The following is a 20,063-nucleotide window of genomic DNA, read 5'->3' on the forward strand; positions in this document are numbered from 1 at the left end:
GAGAAGCTGCTCATTGCTATCGATGGCCCTGCAGCCTCTGGAAAAGGCACTTTAGCCCGTAAGCTGGCTGATATCTTAAACTTAAAGTATCTGGATACGGGCAGTCTCTATCGTGCCACCGGACTATCAGTCTTACGGGCGCAGGCAGATCCGACGGACGAGGTGGCGGCTGTGAAAGCCGCAGAAACCTTAGACTTATCACAGTTTACGCCAGAGGATTTGCGCACTGAGGAAGCCGGGGTTGCGGCCTCTCATGTGGCGTTTCTGCCGTCGGTGCGGGCCGTTCTTCTTGATTTTCAAAGGACCGTGGCGCGCCAGCCGGGACCGGAGTTTCAGGGCGCAATATTGGATGGCCGGGACATTGGAACCGTGGTCTGTCCAGATGCCCCGGTTAAGATATTTGTAACGGCTGATCTGGAAATGCGCATTAAAAGGCGCCTTCAGGAGTTGAAGGACCGGGGGGAAACCGTTATAGAGGCCCGCGTTCGTGCCGATATGACGGCCCGTGACCAGCGTGACCGGGATCGAACGGTCGCTCCGCTTAAGCCTGCGGAAGACGCTTGGCTGCTGGATACAACGGACATGAATGCAGATGAGGCCCTAGCCGCAGCGCTGGACCACATCAGGGGAACCGGTCCCCACTAAGATTGTTTTCCAACATCCCACCGGCTGATTAAGGCGCGATAAACGCGCCAACAAGCCTGTGTGATGCATAAAAAGCGTGATCAAACACGCGATAGTGAGAAATGCGGCACACCCAGAATGGTCTGGGCCCGTATGAAAAGACCGCCGGATCCAACCGGCTGGCAAGGCGCAGAACGAAAGGGATACACTCCATGTCTGAACCTGCACTCGCAGCGGCGAGCGAAGATTTTGCCGCACTCCTAGAAGAATCATTCCAAGGTAACGATGGCATCGAAGGCGCTGTGCTCAAGGGCACCGTGTTGCGCGTCGATGGTGATTACGCTTTGGTCGACGTTGGCCTCAAATCAGAAGGCCGCGTGCCGTTGCGCGAATTTGGCCGCGGCAACGAAGATGCACCCGCTCCTGGTGAGAGCGTTGACGTTTATGTCGAGCGTTATGAAGACAAAGATGGAATGATCCTGCTGTCCCGCGACAAAGCCCGTCGCGAAGAGGCTTGGGACGTTCTTGAAAAGCAATTTGATAAAACCAGCACTGTTGAAGGCGTTATCTTTGGGCGTGTTAAGGGCGGCTTTACAGTTGACCTTAATGGCGCTGTGGCCTTCCTGCCGGGCAGTCAGGTCGATATTCGTCCGGTGCGTGATGCGAACTATCTGATGGGCGAACCCCATGAGTTCCAAATCCTGAAAATGGACCGCGCGCGCGGCAACATTGTTGTATCCCGCCGGGCCGTTCTGGAAGAAACCCGTGCCGCCGAGCGTTCAAAGCTCATGGAAGATTTGGCCGAAGGTCAAATTCTCGACGGTGTGGTCAAAAACATCACCGATTACGGTGCCTTCGTCGATCTTGGTGGTGTCGATGGTCTGCTTCACGTCACGGATATTTCCTGGAAGCGCGTCAATCACCCAACCGAAGCCTTGTCAGTTGGTCAGACTGTTAAAGTCCAGGTCATTCGCTTCAATGCAGAAACGCAGCGCATCTCGCTTGGTATGAAGCAACTCGAAACTGATCCATGGGATGGTGTAGCGGCGAAATACCCGGTTGGCACAAAGTTCTCAGGCCGCGTCACCAACATCACCGACTACGGTGCATTTGTTGAGCTCGAAGCTGGTATAGAGGGCCTCGTCCACGTCTCAGAAATGAGTTGGACCAAGAAAAACGTTCATCCTGGAAAGATTGTCTCCACCAGCCAGGAAGTTGAGGTTATGGTCCTCGACGTTGACCAAGAGAAGCGCCGTATTTCCTTGGGTCTCAAGCAGTGCATGGACAACCCATGGACCGCCTTTAAGGACAAATTCAAGGTCGACACCATTGTCGAAGGTGAAGTCAAAAACATCACCGAGTTCGGATTGTTTGTTGGTCTCGACGGAGACATCGACGGCATGGTCCACTTGTCAGATCTGTCGTGGGAAAAGGATGGCGAAGAAGCTGTTGCAGATTTCAACAAAGGCGACATCGTCAAAGCCAAGATCCTCGATGTCGATATCGACAAAGAACGCATCAGCCTGGGGATTAAGCAACTCACAGAAGATCCGTTTGCGGAGGCCATGGGTGACCTCAAGCGTGATCAAATCGTTACCTGTGTTGTTAAAGCCGTGATGGATGCCGGCCTTGAAGTCACCATCAGCGAAGGCATTACCGGGTTCATCAAGAAGAACGATCTGGCCCGTGAACGCTCTGAGCAACGGCCTGACCGCTTTGCGGTTGGCGAGAAGGTTGATGCCCGCATCACCAGCATCGACAGTAAAACCCGTAAGCTCAATCTCTCCATCAAGGCGCGTGAAGTGGCCGAAGAGAAGCAGGCCATGGCTGATTACGGCTCCACCGATTCGGGGGCCTCGCTTGGTGATATCCTGGGCGCAGCCCTCAAACGCAAGCAAACAGAGGGCGATGATGATGCCTCTGACGCGCCGACCGCTGAGGAAAAGTCTGAGTAGACTAAGTCTCCGAAAAGGCTGATATACACTGGAAAACGCGCCTCTTTATGGGGCGCGTTTTTCGTTTGGTTAGGCGAAAAAACGATTTCATATGAATGACTTAGGCTTGACTCTCTCTTGGGCAGTTCGCATGCTTGCCCTTCGTAACCGGTCATAAAGGCCGGAGGGGTCGACAGGGAAGCTTAGGGGATGACCAAGTCAGAGCTCATCGCGCGTATTGCGGAACGCAACCCGCATCTTTTTCAGCGTGATGTCGAGCGGATTGTGAGTACGATTTTTGATCAGATCTCTGCTGCTTTAGCGCGTGGAGACCGGGTTGAATTGCGTGGCTTTGGTGCCTTCTCTGTAAAGCATCGTGACTCTCGCGTTGGTCGCAATCCGCGCACGGGTGAAGCTGTGAAAGTTTCAGAAAAAACCGTGCCCTATTTCAAGACTGGCAAGCAACTACGTGATTTGCTCAATACGCACGAACAGCAAGATCCAGCGCCGTCGCCGGCGTCAACACCTGCGCCATAGTGCTGGCTCCGTAAGTGCTGACATTAAAAATAGCACAGGCCCAAGAGAAGCTTAACCCATGCGACTCATAACTTGGCTCATTGGTGTCGCCGTCGCGATTACGACCATCCTTTTTGCTGTCTCAAACCGTGAAACAGTATCCATAACCTTATGGCCGTTTCCCTTCGCCCTTGATGTCGGCGTTTACATCGTCGTCCTGGCCGGTGTGTTTGCCGGGTTTTTGGTTGGGGCTCTGGTCACCTGGCTTGCAGGCGCCAAGCACCGTCGCCGCGTCCGCCTGCAACGGGCTGAAATCCGCACCCTAGAAGGTGAATTGGCCGATATCCGGTTACGTCTGGCTGAGGCCATAAAACAGCGCGCAGCCTAACCAAGTTTCTTTGATATAGCGTCCTGCCTTGCGTCCCTATAATGGTCCAGAGCATAGTGTTGTCCGATTATGACTGAGCCCAGTCAGACCATGCCGTTATCGCCCCCAGAGTTTAAGAGAAAACCTGAGCTAAGAGAAATACAGATGCCATCGTCAGATCAAAAACTTCGCAACCCCATTTTTTGTGCCATCGACACACCAGATCTTGGCCTGGCGACCACATGGGCTGCCAAGATTGGGGATCATGTCGGCGGCATAAAGCTGGGCTTGGAGTTTCTGTCGGCACACGGCCCCAAGGGTGTGGCGCAAGTCATGAAGGCTTCAGACTTACCGGTTTTCCTTGATGTGAAGTTTCATGACATCCCCAACACGGTCGCGGGTGCCGTGCGCGCTATTGCGGCCATTAAACCCTTTATGATCAACGTACATGCGAGTGGTGGTCGTGCCATGATGAGCGCCGCCGCTGAAGCCGCTGCCGAGGCCGCCTATGAGCATGTAACACCCCGTCCTTTGGTGATCGCCGTCACAGTGCTGACCAGCATCGGGGACGACGACCTGGAGGAGACAGGCGTGTCTGCCAGCGCGCCTGACCAGGTGCTCAGGCTTGCGGTCTTAGCCAAAGAGTCTGGGCTTGATGGCGTGGTATGCTCGGCACTGGAAGCCGCGCGCATCCGTGCAGAATGTGGCGCTAACTTCAAGCTCATTACGCCCGGTGTGCGTCCAGAGTGGGCGGTCGCCAACGATCAAAAGCGCATTATGACTCCTGAGAAAGCGCTTGCAGAAGGCGCAGACTATCTGGTGATCGGACGCCCAATCACAGCCGCGGACGATCCGTCTGCCGCCGCCCAGCGCATTGCCACAAGCCTCAACACGACTTCGAAGCCTGCGTGAGCCGATGACTGTTGCTGTCAAAATTTGTGGTCTTTCTGACCAAGAGTCGGTTGATGCGGCGATTGAAGGCGGTGCGGATTATCTTGGCTTTATGTTCTTCAAGCCCTCACCGCGAAATGTTTCAGCCGATCATGTGGCCCTGTTAACTGAAGACATTCCGGACGATGTTTTTAAAGTTGGGGTGTTTGTTAATCCGACCGACGCGGCTTTGGATCAGGTCCTGAGTCAACTCCGCCTGGATTATCTGCAACTCCACGGAGATGAATCCCCAGAGCGCATTGATGCCATCCGCCTGGCCTTTGGCCTGCCTGTGATAAAGGCCATCGGCGTTGCCGAGGCGCATGACGTCGTTCGCGCCTCCCAGTTCAATGCACATGCCGATATGCTGCTGTTTGATGCCAAGCCGCCTGCAGACGCGGACCGGCCTGGGGGCAATGCTGAGGCTTTTCAATGGGACCTTATGCCCAAATACCGTGGCGCGTTGCCCTGGCTTTTGGCGGGGGGATTAACCTCTGAGAACGTCGCGCGGGCTATAAAAACGGCTCATGCCCCAGGTGTGGATGTGTCCTCTGGCGTCGAGTCGGCCCCAGGCCAAAAAGACCCAGACCTGATTAGAACCTTCATTAAAGCCGCAAAAGGCCTCTAACGCGCTGTTTTGGGTTAGTTTTTTTTGCTCATCCGGGTGGGCTGCGTTATAAGTCCGGCCAATCTAAAGACCTATAAGTCTTAGGTCATTCACATAGCAGGATTAACGCATCATATGGCGGAAGCCCGGAACACGTATCGCAAAGGCCCAGATGAGGTTGGGCATTTTGGCCTTTTTGGCGGGCGCTATGTCGCTGAAACGCTGATGCCACTGATTCTTGAGGTCGAGCGCGCTTACGCCGCAGCGGCTTCAGACCCAACCTTTGCCGCTGAATTAGACTCATTTCGCACCCACTACGCCGGACGTCCAAGCCCGCTCTATTTTGCGGAACGCCTGACCGCGCATTATGGCGGTGCCAAAGTTTACTTTAAGCGCGACGAGCTCAATCACACGGGCTCGCACAAAATCAACAATTGCCTGGGCCAAATCCTGCTGGCCAAACGTATGGGCAAAACCCGGATCATCGCCGAAACCGGGGCCGGTCAGCACGGTGTGGCAACAGCGACGGTGTGCGCACGCTTTGGTTTGGACTGCGTTGTCTACATGGGTGCCAAAGATATCGAGCGCCAAAAGCCCAACGTCTTTCGCATGAATTTGCTAGGGGCCGATGTTCGAACCGTCGACAAGGGCTCTGCGACCCTCAAAGAAGCGATGAACGAAGCACTTAGGGATTGGGTCGCCAATGTTGATGACACGTACTATCTGATTGGCACAGCGGCGGGGCCACACCCTTACCCGACAATGGTGCGCGATTTCCAATCCGTGATTGGGGAAGAACTCAGAGATCAAATGCAAGCCGCTGAAGGCCGCCTGCCAGACACCTTGGTGGCGTGTATCGGCGGCGGCTCAAATGCTATTGGCTTATTCCACCCCTTCTTGGACGACGCGGATGTCCGCATGATTGGTGTTGAAGCCGCTGGCAAAGGTCTGGAGACGGGCGAGCACGCCGCCTCGATCTCGGGCGGCAATCCGGGCGTGCTCCACGGCAACCGCACCTTCCTGCTGCAGGAAGATGGTGGCCAGATCAAAGACGCGCACTCCATTTCTGCGGGATTGGATTATCCCGGCATTGGCCCCGAGCACGCGTGGCTCCATATGCAAGGCCGCGTGGATTATGTCTCTGCCACTGACAAAGAAGCGCTTGCCGCGTTTCAGCTCTGTTCAAAGTTGGAAGGGATCATTCCGGCACTGGAGCCAGCGCATGCGCTGTCTTATGTTCAGAAAATCGCCCCAGAACTGCCTGAAGACCATTTGATCGTCATGAACATGTGTGGTCGTGGCGATAAAGACGTCTTCACCGTGGCCGACGCGCTTGGCACGGAACTGGATGGCGCATCATGAGTGCATCCGTGACAGAAAGTCGGTTGACCCGGCGCTTTGCAAAACTCAAAGAACAAAACAGATCTGCTTTTGTGACCTTCATCACAGCCAATGATCCCAATCCAAGTTTCTTTCGCGAGGTGCTTGAGGGCTTGCCCACGGCTGGCGCTGATATCATTGAATTGGGTATGCCCTTTTCTGATCCGATGGCGGACGGCCCTTCCATCCAGCTGTCTTCTCAGCGTGCCCTAAAAGCGGGCGTGACCATTGATGACGTTCTCGATGCCGTGAAAGACATGCGTGACTGGGAAATGGATACGCCGGTTATTTTGATGGGCTATTACAATCCTATTTATCGGTATGGTCCGGAAGAGTTTTCGCGCGCGGCGGCTAATGCCGGAGTTGATGGTGTCATCATCGTTGATTTGCCACCGGAAGAGGCCGAGGAGCTGAACCAGCACCTCAGAGCCAATAACCTGCATATGATTTTTTTGGCTGCCCCAACAACCGATGAAACGCGTTTGCCACGCGTCCTCGATCACGCCAGCGGTTTCGTTTACTACGTTGCAGTCAAAGGTGTGACGGGTACCAAGTCAGCAGACATGGCCGAAGTCGGTCAACGGATCGCAGCCATGCGCAAACAAACCGATCTTCCGCTTGGTGTCGGCTTTGGTATTCGCACGGCCGCGCAGGCGGCTGAAGTGGCTGAATTTGCCGACGCCGTAGTGGTGGGGTCCGCCATTGTTGATATCATTGCAGAGGGGCTGGATGATCACGGTAAGCCTGAGGTTGGGCTTTCCACTCGCGTGCTGGATGCGGTCAAAGATTTGGCAGTTGGTGTTCGGTCTGCCCGTGGGGGTGAGGCTATTCCGGTGGCGGCTCAAGGAGCGCCCACATGAATTGGTTAACCAATTTTGTCCGGCCACGCATCAAGCGCTTGGTCCAACCGCGTGAAGCCCCAGACAATTTATGGCTCAAATGCCCTGGCTGCAGCGAGATGGTGTTTCACCGCGAACTCGAAAACAATCACCGCGTTTGTCCTCATTGCGATCATCACCTGCGCTTGGCCGTGAAGCAGCGTTTAGAGCTTTTATTTGATGATAAGAAATGGACAGAAATAGAACTGCCCTCTGTTCCGGTTGATCCACTCAAGTTTAAAGACCGCAAGAAGTACAGCGATCGTCTTAAAGATGCACAAAGCAAAACGGGCGCCAAGGATGCCATCGTTGTGGCTCATGGCACCATGGGTGGTGTGAACGTCGTCATAGCTGCCTTTGAATTTGGCTTTCTGGGTGGCTCTATGGGAACGGCCGTCGGTGAGGGGATTGTTGCGGCGGCTGAACTGGCTGTGCTGCAAGAAGCGCCGTTGATCGTCATTCCGTCATCTGGTGGCGCACGTATGCAGGAGGGGATTCTGTCCCTGATGCAGATGGCGCGCACGACTGTTGCGGTTGACCGCGTCCGTGAAAAAGGTCTGCCTTATGTCGTATTGCTCACCGACCCGACCACAGGTGGGGTGACGGCGTCATTTGCGATGCTGGGCGACATTCAGGTGGCTGAGCCAGGGGCTATTATTGGCTTCGCTGGCGCGCGCGTGATCGAGCAAACCATTCGCGAAACGTTGCCGGAAGGCTTTCAGCGCGCTGAATATCTGCTTGAGCACGGCATGGTTGATATGGTGGTGCATCGCGCTGACTTGCAGCGCACCCTCGCTCAGTTGCTCAGCTTGTTGCAGCACAAAGATCCTGCCGCCCCGTTGTTGCTGATGGATAAAGAGGATCGCAGCAAGCGCAAAGGCAAAACGCCGCAAGACCCGAAGCAAACCAAACTTCCTCCTGATCCTTCCGTGCCCGATGCCGAGTTGTTTGATGCTGTAGACGAAGATCAGTCAAAGAAATCCTGACACCCTCAATGCGCGTTGACCCTCCTGAATTGATTGCAGCGCTTGATCGCATCAAGTCTTTTCATCCTGTCGTTATTGATCTCTCTCTTGATCGTATTGAACGCTTACTGACTGACCTCGGCTCGCCCCATCTCAAGCTGCCACCGGTAGTGCATGTTGCCGGAACCAACGGTAAGGGCTCTGTCGTTGCGTTGATGCGGGCCGTTCTTGAAGCGTCTGGGTACAAAGTCCATGTCTATACGTCGCCGCATCTGGTTTCGTTTACAGAGCGCATCCGGCTGAGTGGTGATCTGATCGACTCCACGTTGTTGATTGAATTGATTGCCTACGTGGAATCGGTGAATGGCGATGCGCCCATTACGTTTTTCGAAATGATTACGGCAATCGCATATCAAGCGTTTGCTCAAATTCCCGCTGATGTGTTGTTGCTGGAAACGGGGTTGGGGGGACGTCTCGACGCCACCAATGTTGTGCCCAATCCGGCTGCAACAGTGCTCACTTCCATCGGCATGGATCATATGAGTTATCTTGGCAATACCCTGGGTGCTATCGCGTCTGAAAAAGCAGCCATCATGAAATTTGGCGCACCTTGCATCAGCGCCAGTCAAAGTCCTGAAGCCGCCCAGGTCATTTCTGACACGGCCCAGCAACGCGGCGTGGACGTGGCGTGGCAGGGGCAAGACTGGACCGTCGAGGAAGATCTTTTTGGGACCGTCCAATTCAACGATGGCGATACGCATTGGTCAATGCCAAGTCCGGCTCTGCCTGGGCCGCATCAAATTGGCAATCTCGGGGTGGCCTTGGCGACTCTCAACCGCTTGCCCTTTGCCATCCCGCCATTTGGGCTGCGCGCCGGCATGCGTCAAGTGGAATGGCCCGCCCGCTTACAACGCCTGAAAGACGGCCCGGTGGTGGCCCGCGCACCCAAGGGCTGGGATGTCTGGCTGGATGGCGGTCATAATCCACCGGCGGGAAAAGTTCTGTCAGACTGGCTGGCCGCTGATCCCGTGCCCACGGTTGTCATTTGCGGCATGATGGCCACCAAGGACGCACGCGGATTTTTCGCGCCATGGTCGTCGCAGGTTGAGGCGCTGGCAACAATCTCGATACCAGGGCATGAGAACTGTGCGTCATCACAAGATTTAGCTGATGCGGCTGACAGCGCTGGCATTGCTCGGATCATTCAGGCAGATGATGTGATGTCGGCTCTAGTGCATTTACAACCGCATTTAACCGGTCAGCGCGGTCGTATCCTGATTTGCGGCTCACTCTATCTGGCGGGTGAGATTCTTAAAGTCCACCGTTAATCAGCAAGCGCGACGACGCCAACCTCTAACAGTTTTGCCAGTTGCTTCCTGTGAATATGCTCAATGCGATGATTCAGGTGCGCCTGTACTTCGGGGCGTGACAAGGATCGTCCGCCCAGAATCACTTCGCCATCATCACTGCCGATCACTTTTGCCACCATCTTCACCGCACCGTCCCAGCCTTTTTCACAAATGGCCAGGAGCAACATGGCATCAATGTTACTCAGGTCAATAGCAGTCCCGGCGGCTGGCGCGGCGAGGGGGAGTCGCGGTAGCACCATGCCAAATTGTTTAACCAAACCGCGGTTAAAGGCGGTTCCGATCTGAATTTTTGGTTTGCCTTCAAACGCCACAGCATCTGTTTCCTGCGCAAAAGCAATAATTTCTCCACCGGCAGACAACAGGCGCGCGGCATCCACGCGTGTGGCCGCTGATATTGTGTCTAATCCTGGAATGTGTTCGAGCGATGCGATGCTCTTGGCGCCATTAGTGATCACATCTATCAGGCTGTCGAACGGCTCTCCCGCGTAAGAGATTTGCACGTCTCCAAAGGCGACTTCTTTGTCCATCTCCTCTGCGGTCACAAGCGAGCCGAAAATCAGGTCTTCGTTAATCTTTAGCCACTCGTCTTCGGTTTTGATCGGCTCGCCTTTGACCCACACATCGCGGCGAAAGGTTTCGTTGCGGATGAAATCCCGCTTGGCTTCCAATTCCGGGCGGCTGGTGATATTGCGAAAATCTTCGTACAGGTCAGGCGGAACCGACAGGTCAACCATGTTCAGGAACAGAGTCGCGCAACCGGCAAACTTCAGACCCGCTTTTTCCATGGTCTGCCGGACTTCGGCAAAATGAAACGCCCGCAGATTGGTATTAAAGTACTCGTGCGCCATGTAGCGCAGATCCAGCTTCTCAAGTTGTTCAACCGCTTCGGCTAACGCCGGGTGATCTCGAAAATACTTAGTGTTGGCGTTCTTCAGCTTTACCAACCACTTCAAGCCGGCCTCTGCCCGGTCCATGGAATTCATGTCATCGGGCGTCAGTGAGTAAATCATGTCGCGCATGGGCAGCTTGGTGGCCCACCCCGGCATAGCGTTGTAGCCCGTTAACAGAATGCCGCCCGGCTTCAACCGTTTCACAGCATCCTCAAGCAGCGCGCTTCGTGTGGCTTCATCGACCCACGACAACACGCCATGCATCACCGCAAAATCCAGGGGCGGAAGGTCTTTTTCTTCGAGTTGGGTAAAACTCTTACAGAGAAAAGATGTGTTTTGCAGGCCGCCCCTTAAGGACAGAGTTTCTGCTGTTCTGATGTGGGTGTTCAGGAAATCCACGCCATAAAACTGCGCGTGCGGATAACAGGCCGCCAGCACATTTGCCGTGACACCGTTGCCACAGCCGTAGTCGCACCAGGTAAAGGGCTCATCCAAGGGGCGCGGCCTGAAGCCATTGAAGGCACAGGTCAGGTTCATGTGCGCTGGCGCATGGTCTGGGTAATACTCGGCCACGTAGGCTGTATCTGTGACGTACCCGTCGCTCATAAAATCCCCATGATCTGCAGTTCAGAGCTCTGTTTTAGCCTGCCTGTCTTCTGGAATCAAAAGCCCTGCCACGGTGTACGCGGCAGGGCTTAGAATTTTGATGCCGTCTTCGCCCTTGATTAGATGGAAGACTCAACCCACTCCACCAGTTTACTCTTTGGCAGGGCACCGACTTTGGTTGCGGCCACTTCTCCATCTTTGAACAGGATCAAAGTGGGGATGCCACGCACGCCATACTTGGTGGGTGTGTCTGGATTATCGTCGATGTTTACTTTGGCGATGGTGACTTTCTCACCCATCTCCTTGTCCATTTCGTCAAGAATGGGGCCAATCTGTTTGCACGGGCCGCACCACTCAGCCCAGAAATCGACCAGCACTGGTCCATCGGCTTTAAGCACGTCGGACTCGAAGGAATCATCAGATACATGTTTCATGGAAACTCGTCCTTTTGGTTGAAGTCTGAAGCCTCAATAGGCCCTTTGATGTCTCAATCTAGGAACGCTGACAGTTTCGGTCAAGCAGTCCGGATCACACAGCACCATGAAGGCTGGCGCAAGCCACTCTGTGACGCCTGTTGATAACGTCCACAACGGGCCGTTTAGCTACGCCAGCGCAGTGTTGTCGGCTGAATGGGGTTCTGAAAAGGCCGGTTTTCCGCCTGTGCCAGCTGCCATTCCCGTTTTAGACGATAATACCAGCGAATTTGCCTGTCTGCGTCTTCCACCAGCATGGTTGTGGGCTTAAAAGCCTGGCCATCGCGCATGTCTTTCACGGCATTTGCATCTTGGCCTAAAAACCGGTTCGCGACCCACCGCACCAAGCCCCGCAGAGCCCCGCCACCGGGCACGTCCCAATACATGAAGTGGTGCACATCCGTGGTGTGTGCGTCTATCGGCGTGCAGGCCGTGAGCCCACAATAGGTCACCGTGCCGGTGGTGGCGTGCTCGATGCGCACACCCGGCAGGGTGTAGGTAATTTCGGTTTCCGGTGCGCCGCCTAAAAACAATCGATACGCGCGGGCATTGCCAGAGGCCGTGTGACGGTCCATGCGCCAGCCCAGCGGGGTGGGTGAAAAGGTCTTTTCCTTGTCGCGCACATCGCGATGTCCACGCCAGAGCGACGACGCATGCACGAACGCACCATGCGCGGGGTCCATCAATCCGGTGATGGCGAGGTCGCTGTTGCAGTCGAACGTTTTGCGCAGATGCAATTGGAAGCGGTGCCCAATATCCGGAACAGTAGGAATGTCTGACAGGTTTGCCGCTGATCCTTTAGTCCCAATGTAAATCCAGATGATGCTGTTTTGCTCCGCCACGGGGTAACTCTGTGTTCGCACATCACGCGCCTGTGGGCGTTGGCCGTCCTGCTGCGAGGGAATGGCAGTGCATTGGCCATTCGTTCCAAACCGCCAACCATGATAAGGGCATTCCACTTCGGTGCCGTCGAACGCCCCTCGGGACAATAATGTGCCCCGATGTGGGCACGTGTCTTGAAGGGCAAAGGCCACGCCCGCTTTATCCCGGCCAATCAGAACCGGTTGACCCAGTATAATGCGATGAAGGGTCTTGGCGGTTTTGAGGTCGCGGCTGGCGCAGGCCACATACCAAAAGCCTTTCAGATAGGCGTCATCTGGTGTTGCTGTATCAGGTGCAGCAGCTTTTAACTCTTCAGGCGAATGTGTCATGGCAGGATCGTGGCCATTACGAGCGGAAAATCAAGCCTGATCAATGGACACGCAGGTCTCGTCACAGGTCTAGTCATTGTCAGATTCGGCGCTCCAGGCCGCGTCTAACATAGCTTCGGGGAGTTCAGTGATGAATGGGCCGTCTGTCCACAGCAAGACGCAGCGTATGGTTTTGCTCGGATAAATCTCAGACAGGGCTGCGCGGTAGGCGGCCATTTGAAAACGATACGCCGGGTCAACGCCTTCCGTTGTTTGCGGCGGCGGGCGGTTGGTTTTGTAGTCCACAATGATGATCTCCCGCTCAGAAACCACCAAGCGGTCGACTTGACCGGAGAGGACATGGCCGTTTAACAAACCAGTCACTGGAACTTCTGCTTTAGAGCCTGTGCCAAACACCGCTGCGAAATCTGGATGGTTTATAACCGCTAAGGTTTCGTTTGTGATGGCTTCTACGGTGTCAGACTCTAACGACCATACTGGGCGCGATAGAAATGTTTGGCTGGCCGCCCGGCGCCGATCTGCTGGTAGGTCTGGTAAGCTTTGCAGCAGGCGGTGAATCAACAGACCACGTTGGAAGCGTTGCGTCGCATTTTGTGCAAGCGGCGGCGTAACCGTTGGTTCATCATGCGTGGGTCTTGAGGGGGCCAAGGGTTGCGGGGGGGCCGGTTCCCGGCGGGCTGGCTCTTCGGCAAATTCTGGAATCTCGGGAATTTCAGGGCTCGTGTCCGCGGGGGCGCCTTGGTTGTTAGGCTCTGCCGTCTGCGGGTCTGACAAGCGCAACACCGTGACGCCGCCAGTGTCCGAAGCCTTAACCGATCCTAGTCCTGTCTGTGCAAGAACCGGATCTGCAATCTCCTCAGCAATCGGCTTCAGCGCACTTTCGATCAACGCGTACCAACAGGCGCTGGAGGCGCTGCGGCTGGTGTTCCACCCGCAGACATACAAGCGGTCCTCGGCCCGGGTCATCGCCACGTACAACAGGCGCCGGTATTCACGATCTCGGCTGGCATCTGCTTCAGCTTTGGCGGCACTGGTCAGGCTGTCTCTTGAGGCTGCGCTGGGAGCCCACAACATCAGCGGTTTACCTGCGGCGTCTGTTGTCCAAAGCAGAGGGTCACCTTGGGTTGGGGTCTGCAAGGTATCGGGCATAAACACAATCGGAGCCTGCAACCCTTTGGCCCCGTGAACCGTCATAATGCGCACCGCGTCTCGATTGGCCTGTTCCAGATCCCGTTTCACTTCCAGTCGCCCGTGTTCGAGCCAGTGCAAAAATCCTTCAAGGCTTGGCGCATGGCGTCGTTCGTATTCCAAAGCCTGGGCCAGAAACTCATCAATGGGATCATCGGCATCCATCCCGAGGCGGCTGAGCAATTTTCTGCGTCCGTCATGGGCCGTCAGCACATGAGCAAACAACGCAAACGGCCCCAGAAAATCCGTCTGCGCTAAAATCTCAAACAGCGTGCGATGGGCTATACCAAAAACAGAATCCGCACCGGCATGTATGCTGAGCGCCTCCCACAAAGAGGGGTCTCCCCTGTTGTGTGCCAGCGCGAACAACTGGTCTTCATCCAGGCCGATGAGCGGGCTTTTTAAAACGCTGGCCAGAGTCAGATCATCTTGCGGCAGCAGTAAAAAGCGTCCCAAAGCGACCAGGTCCATGACTGCCATTTGCTCAATCAGGATCATACGATCGACCCCCGCGACAGGGATGGATAAGTCCTTTAAGGCCCGGACCAGATCCTCAACAAACCCGGTGCGGCGGCGCACCAGCACCAGCACGTCACCGGCATGAATCGGTCGTCCTTGTGAGGGCAATTCCTCTTTATTATTAATCATGGCTGCAATCCGTTGCGCCATGATGCGGGCCAGCCGGGCCTGCGCAGACTCGCCTTTAAGCCGTTCTATTGGCGGCTTCCACGGCGCAGGATCATCGGCCACATCCGGGTCCACGGGGGGCCAAAGCTCAACCAGGCCCGCGTGGCCTTGCCGCGCCGCCAAGTGAGTGAGCGTGTCTTCAGGTAGGCGGACGCCGTCCCGTGCGCTGTCTTGCGCAAACACGGCATCTACCGCACGCAGGACGGCTGTGGTCGAGCGGAAGGACACGCCCAGATCAACATCTGCCCACTCTAGGTTTGCTGCCTTTGTGCGCTCTGTAAAAAAGACGCGCATGCGGTCAAACCCATCCGGGTCAGCGCCCTGAAAGCTGTAGATCGACTGTTTGCGGTCGCCCACCGCAAAAACGGTGCGTACGGTTTCAGGAGACTTTTCATGTCGGCCTTCGCCCGCAAAAAATTCTTCCGTCAGCGATTGCACAACAGCCCATTGATCCGGGCTGGTGTCTTGCGCTTCATCAATCAAAAGGTGATCCAATCCGCCATCAAGCTTGAACAACACCCAAGCGGCCACGCCGGGGCGTTCCAGCAAGGCGCGTGTGTTTTGAATAAGATCGTCGTAATCGAGACGGGCAAACGCAGCTTTGCGTTTTTGATACTCAAACAGAAAAGCCTCGCCGAGCGTCAGCAAAGCCTCTGTCGCTTCGGCCACGTCTGCGGACCGAAGCTTATCGAACAGCTGAAGCAATCGCTCGGCTTCGTCATATAACGCCGTCACACTGTCTGGGTTGGCCTCCTCAATTTTCTTGGTTGCCAGCTTTGCCCGTATCGTTCCTGCGACGGTCAAAAACGCGAGCCCGTAGTCTGCAAGGGTTTCAACACGATCTTCCGCGCTTTTTGAAAGCCAGTCTGCCAGCGTTGCGGCACGTTCTTGGTCGGTTTTCGTTCCGCCGGAGAGGACTAAAACGGTCGCCCGCAGCGCATCGGCTTCAAAGGCTTGGTCCTCACAGGCAGCACGGCGAATAGACTCTGGGGTGTCGTCTTGGGATAAATCTAACGTCTTGCGCAGTGCTGATGCGGCGGTCACTAAATCACCATGCAGCGCAATAACCTGCGCAATCTTTGCGCGCGAAAAGGACACAGCCCGCATCAGATCAGGAAACATCTGTTCGTGGACGCGCCGGACAATGACCGACAACGCCCGCGCGAGTTGTTCATCGCTGCCCCGGTGCGCCCGCGTGATGACAGTCTCCTGTGCGGCGTCTAACAGGTCTGTGGCGTCCTGATCGGTCAGCAGGTCAAAGTGCGGGGCCAGGCCGGCTTCCAGGGGAAACCTTCGCAGCACCGACTGACAAAAGGCGTGAATGGTTTCAATCTTCATCCCGCCGGGTGTTTCAAGCACGCGGGCAAACAACCGCCGGGCTGTTGTGAGGTCTGTCTCCTCGGCCGTGCGGGCGAGCAGGCGCTCAACATCGGGGCGCAGTTTTTCCTCGGGTGCGATGACCCAGGCGCTCAATGTTTCGGCAATGCGGTTCGACATCTCTGCTGCCGCCGCTTTGGTGAAGGTCAGACACAAAATACGATGGGGGGAGGTGCCTGACAGCATCAGTGCGAGCACGCGGTCGGTGAGGACCTTGGTTTTACCTGTTCCAGCCGAAGCCGATACCCACACTGAGGATTTTGGATCGGCGGCGCGGCCCTGCTGACGTGTGGCGATGGCAACCGGGGAGAGGTCGTTCATCCTTCGCTCCCTTCCGCTGCGGCCCATTCTTTGACCCGGGCAAGATGCTGGGTGTCGCCATAGCGCGGTGCCATGGCTGGATGCGGACGCGCGGCATAGGCCGTGGTCTTGTCATCAAACGCGGCAATGAGATTTTGCAGTCCCTCTAAAGCTGCAGCGCGCAATGCCTCTGCATCGTCGCCGGCGGAGCGGACTTCTCCGCCTGAGTCCCGACCGCTCAGCCGCCAGTAGGAGAGTTCTGAAGTGCTGCGTTCCGGAATACCTTTAAACCCGCCGGTCGCGGCAATCACGGCCTCCAAAGGCAGTTGAGGTGCGTAGCCTGCCGCCACTTCTTTGGCTGAGGACACAGAGCCGGTTTTATAGTCGATGATCGCCAATGTGCCATCAACCAGTTCGTCAATACGATCTGCCCGCGCCACGATTTCAAAGGGCCCGGCGGGACCTTGCACGATGAAGGAGCCCTTTACTTCCGCATGTGCGGTTTTAATGAGGGGGCGTCGCGCGGCTTCTTGAACGGCAAACCAATCGGCGATGCGTTCAAACCTGGGTCGCCAGAACGCCAGCAAGGCGGGGGCAAGTCCTTGAGCCCCAAAGGTCCGGTCTGCCAGTGCAGCGAGGGCAGCGCGAATGTCGGCGGGGATGTGAGTTGGATACGCTTCAATAAATTTTTGGAGTATGTCATGCACGATGGTGCCGTAATCCGCACGACCAGCATCCGCGTCGATGGGGTCTAAGGCGCGCAGTTTCAAGATATGGCGGGCGTAAATTTCATATGGGTCGCGCATCCAGGTCTCAATTTCCGTTACGCGCAGACGGCGTGGACGCGCTTCTAAGGGCGGGGCCGGCGCCGGAGCAGCACAGGCTTTGATCACAGCCGGACGGGTCAGGGTGGCGGCCCAGGGCAGCCAGGCAAAGCGGCCTGTGTTGCTTGGATCTTTAATCCCAGCCGCATCTAACACTTGATCAAACCGCCGCCACCAGCGCGAGGCAACGGTCGGTGTGCCATCGACTTTTAACGACCGCGTCATAATAACGTCTTTGGCCGCCAACGCTTGCGCGACGTCATGCGCCGCCTGGCCGATCCTCCGTTCCGGTTGAGGCAGTCCAAACGCTTTGCGCATAGGACGGCTCATCCATGGATCGGAGTCCGCGTCTCCGGGCCAGGTGCCTTCATTCAGGCCAGCGAGAATAATGACATCTGGGCGCAGCAGTCGCGCTTCTAGCGGCCCCAGAATGCTCAGGCGTGGATGGGTGCCATAGGGCGGTCTGACAACCTGCCCCACCATCAGAGCTTCCAGCAGACTCGGATAGGACGCGGGATCAATCTCGCCAAGGTCAGGCGCGGCTTCGTCCAGTTCGGCAATAAAGCCCGCCAGAACTTCGCCCGCCGGTCCGGCCCAGAGGCGCAACGGCCCTGCAATCTCATCGCTGGCGGCCAGGGTTTCTGCCCACTCCACATGGGCACGAAGCAACGTCCGCAAAGAGGCCGGCTCTCCGTGAAGAACGGCTTCAAATGCTGAAGCGCCGTCTTGAACCGCACGCAGCCAAGACTCCAGTTCGGGCGGAATGTTATGTTTGGTCAGCAAGGCGGCCCGCAGACCGGCGAACCCTTCGGGCGGGCGTGGACCCCGCAGCACGCACAGTTCAATGTCCCGGACCAGATCGCGGAATGGCGCTGGCGCCAATCCACCGGCGGCTAGGGGATGCTTCAGGGCAGATAAAAACGGGATCGGTGCACAGCGCTCCGCAATCATCGCAGCAGTCAAACGGAGAAACACACCGGGTGGCGTTTCGGCCAGCGGTTGTCCCGCCGAGTCATCGACAGCAAGATTTGGCCCCCAGCGTTCCAGTTCGGTCGACACCCGCCGCGCCAATGCGCGATCTGGCGTCACCAGCGCGCCGGTGCGGGTTTCATCTTCCGCCACCCAGCGCAGGATCAGTGCAATGGCCGCCGCTTCTTCGCGCGGTGTTGGGGCTTCAATGCGTTGCAAACCATCTGCCGCGTCAGCTGTGAGACCTGTCAACGTGCGCCATTGCTCACTGGTTTCCGGGGGACGCATGACTTCACTGATCAAGCGCTCGCGCTGATCTTCTTTGGCAGTTCTTGTTTCATCGGGCCAGACGGCAACGTCGCTCCGCTGGATGTTGAAATGCGCAAGCAATGATTTCAGAGTGTATTGCGGATGCGTTTCTTCAAGAGCATCCCAGGCGTCTTTCTCAAGGAGCTGATCCAGTCCAGGCAGGATAAGGCAGCCATTCGGCAGGGTTGCGATTATGGATAACAAATCGCGTGTGGCGGGTACGGTTCCTGTTGATCCAGCCGCGACGATCAGGCCGCGCGGTGGCGAGGACGCCCAAGCTGCCGCCTGTGCTGCAAACACTTGATTGCGGTGCTCTGCCGGATCAACGGTGCCACGTTCAGCCAGAATGTCAGGCCAATGCTGGGTGATCAGTTGCAGAAATGTCAGCGTGACCTGCCAGTGTTCCGCCAGCGAATCCGGCACCAAAGTTGAAAGTTTCTCAAAGCTGAGACGTTCCGTCTGCACCTGATCCAGCAGACGTCCCAGCTCCTCGGCCAGGCGCGCCGCTTGATCGGGTGTTTGCGGCTGATCCTCAGCTTTCGCCTGAGCCAGGATCAACCGTGTGAGTAGAATTTGCCGGGACACGGGCGCGATGGGCGGCGCGATGTCCAGCGGTCCTGACTCGCTCCCGCCAAACCCCGACAGCAAAGCTTCGTCTTCATCAATGTCTTGCAACGGCATCAGGCGGGGCAACAGCAGCGGTTTGCCCTCCGCCCGGCGCAAGAAGGCTTCGCGCAAAGACCGGCCTGCCCGGCGTGTGGGAACCAAAACGGTGATCTCGGCCAAGGCTAAGGGGTCATCCCCGGTTTCTGCCAGCAGGCCCTCGGCAAGGCTGTCAACGAAACCAGATGTGGCTTGAATACTCCACACGTGCTGACCGCCTTGAGCGGCGCTTGATAACCAACCTGGTTTTAAATCACTCACGGTGCGTTACCCGTGTTCACAAGGGCCTGTGCAGTGGGGTCAACGGCTTCGGGCGTGCCGACATGATACCAGTTATCGTCGTGAACGATCGCTCTTAACCGGTTCGCTTCAAAAGCTTTGTTCCAAAGCGCGTTGAAAGAGAAGGCCCCTGCGGGGCATCTTTCGAAAATCCGACGATGCACAAGTTGCGTGCCCGCATAAACCGTTGGCGCAGACGCGTTGTCACCACGACGCGAGGGGACGTTGTCTGCGTCGACAAAAAAGTCCCCCGCACCGTCAAATCCGAAGGCGCGGTTCATTTGAGCCAGCAACAACAGGGCGTCAATTTCAGCTGCCTCTGTCATCTGCGACCACGCGGTTCTGAGAGTCTCCAGCGCTGGCGCTAGTCCTTTACTCCAGAGTGCGTCGCTGTTGGTCACAAGAAAGACATCATCGTTAATCAGCGGCAACGCTGCGGCAACGCCGCCGCCTGTTTCAAGCAAAATTTGAGTTTCGTCAGATATGCTGATGGTTGGTCGCGTGCGTTGCTGAACATGGCTGCGCAACAGGTCTGCTTTGTAGTGAACATTAACCACCGCGTTGGCCACGCCAGCCTTGGTCAAGTCATCAAGCACCCAATCAATCAGGGCCTTGCCGCCGACCTTTACCATGGGTTTGGGCAAGTTATCTGTTAAGGGCCGCATGCGTGTGCCCAGGCCAGCGGCCAAAATCATTGCCGTGTTGATGGGCATGCT

16 protein-coding genes are annotated in these 20,063 nt (G+C 56.4%); 10 read left to right on the forward strand and 6 right to left on the reverse strand.

Going from position 1 to position 20,063, the window contains the following annotated elements; all coding sequences use genetic code 11:
• Positions 1–6: 6 nt before the first annotated feature.
• From cmk to RIC29_13400, 10 genes are all read left to right on the forward strand, one after another.
• Positions 7–645: a (d)CMP kinase gene (cmk, locus tag RIC29_13355; GenBank protein MEQ8735906.1), complete on the forward strand. Its 639-nt coding sequence runs from the start codon at positions 7–9 to the stop codon at positions 643–645.
• A 191-nt stretch (positions 646–836) separates the two neighbouring features.
• Entirely contained in the window at positions 837–2,579 is a 1,743-nt protein-coding gene (gene rpsA, locus RIC29_13360; GenBank protein ID MEQ8735907.1) for a 30S ribosomal protein S1, read from the forward strand.
• Between the two features lie 189 nt (positions 2,580–2,768).
• Positions 2,769–3,095, forward strand: coding sequence for an integration host factor subunit beta (gene ihfB, locus RIC29_13365; GenBank protein ID MEQ8735908.1), 327 nt, complete (start codon positions 2,769–2,771; stop codon positions 3,093–3,095).
• 58 nt (positions 3,096–3,153) lie between these two features.
• Positions 3,154–3,462 carry a LapA family protein gene (locus tag RIC29_13370; protein MEQ8735909.1) on the forward strand — a complete coding sequence of 103 codons (309 nt, stop codon included), beginning with the start codon at positions 3,154–3,156 and terminating at the stop codon, positions 3,460–3,462.
• A gap of 144 nt (positions 3,463–3,606) precedes the next feature.
• On the forward strand, positions 3,607–4,353 hold the full coding sequence (gene pyrF / locus RIC29_13375) for an orotidine-5'-phosphate decarboxylase (protein ID MEQ8735910.1): 747 nt from the start codon (positions 3,607–3,609) through the stop codon (positions 4,351–4,353).
• 4 nt (positions 4,354–4,357) lie between these two features.
• Positions 4,358–4,999, forward strand: coding sequence for a phosphoribosylanthranilate isomerase (locus RIC29_13380; GenBank protein ID MEQ8735911.1), 642 nt, complete (start codon positions 4,358–4,360; stop codon positions 4,997–4,999).
• Positions 5,000–5,113: 114 nt separating this feature from the next.
• Positions 5,114–6,340: a tryptophan synthase subunit beta gene (gene trpB, locus RIC29_13385; GenBank protein MEQ8735912.1), complete on the forward strand. Its 1,227-nt coding sequence runs from the start codon at positions 5,114–5,116 to the stop codon at positions 6,338–6,340.
• Complete coding sequence (trpA, locus tag RIC29_13390) at positions 6,337–7,218, forward strand: tryptophan synthase subunit alpha (protein ID MEQ8735913.1); 882 nt, start codon at positions 6,337–6,339, stop codon at positions 7,216–7,218. Before trpB ends, trpA begins: the two co-directional genes overlap by 4 nt.
• On the forward strand, positions 7,215–8,222 hold the full coding sequence (accD, locus tag RIC29_13395) for an acetyl-CoA carboxylase, carboxyltransferase subunit beta (protein MEQ8735914.1): 1,008 nt from the start codon (positions 7,215–7,217) through the stop codon (positions 8,220–8,222). Before trpA ends, accD begins: the two co-directional genes overlap by 4 nt.
• An 8-nt stretch (positions 8,223–8,230) precedes the next feature.
• Positions 8,231–9,529, forward strand: coding sequence for a folylpolyglutamate synthase/dihydrofolate synthase family protein (locus tag RIC29_13400; GenBank protein ID MEQ8735915.1), 1,299 nt, complete (start codon positions 8,231–8,233; stop codon positions 9,527–9,529).
• Here RIC29_13400 and RIC29_13405 read toward each other — a convergent pair.
• The 6 genes from RIC29_13405 to RIC29_13430 form a co-directional block, all read right to left on the reverse strand.
• Positions 9,526–11,067, reverse strand: a complete 1,542-nt coding sequence (locus RIC29_13405) for a class I SAM-dependent methyltransferase (protein MEQ8735916.1) — start codon at positions 11,065–11,067, stop codon at positions 9,526–9,528. The two genes, RIC29_13400 and RIC29_13405, sit on opposite strands and share 4 nt — an antisense overlap.
• Before the next feature lie 119 nt (positions 11,068–11,186).
• The gene (gene trxA, locus RIC29_13410; GenBank protein ID MEQ8735917.1) at positions 11,187–11,501 is read right to left on the reverse strand and encodes a thioredoxin TrxA; all 315 of its coding nucleotides are present in this window, start codon (positions 11,499–11,501) and stop codon (positions 11,187–11,189) included.
• A gap of 164 nt (positions 11,502–11,665) precedes the next feature.
• Positions 11,666–12,751 carry an aromatic ring-hydroxylating dioxygenase subunit alpha gene (locus tag RIC29_13415; GenBank protein MEQ8735918.1) on the reverse strand — a complete coding sequence of 362 codons (1,086 nt, stop codon included), beginning with the start codon at positions 12,749–12,751 and terminating at the stop codon, positions 11,666–11,668.
• 69 nt (positions 12,752–12,820) lie between these two features.
• Positions 12,821–16,324: a double-strand break repair helicase AddA gene (addA, locus tag RIC29_13420; GenBank protein MEQ8735919.1), complete on the reverse strand. Its 3,504-nt coding sequence runs from the start codon at positions 16,322–16,324 to the stop codon at positions 12,821–12,823.
• Positions 16,321–19,329, reverse strand: a complete 3,009-nt coding sequence (gene addB, locus RIC29_13425; GenBank protein MEQ8735920.1) for a double-strand break repair protein AddB — start codon at positions 19,327–19,329, stop codon at positions 16,321–16,323. Before addB ends, addA begins: the two co-directional genes overlap by 4 nt.
• A complete protein-coding gene (locus RIC29_13430; GenBank protein ID MEQ8735921.1) occupies positions 19,326–20,060 on the reverse strand; it encodes a nucleotidyltransferase family protein in 735 nt (244 codons plus the stop codon). Before RIC29_13430 ends, addB begins: the two co-directional genes overlap by 4 nt.
• Positions 20,061–20,063: the final 3 nt, after the last annotated feature.

Source organism: Rhodospirillaceae bacterium, from assembly GCA_040219235.1.
Lineage (GTDB): Bacteria > Pseudomonadota > Alphaproteobacteria > Rhodospirillales > Rhodospirillaceae > WLXB01.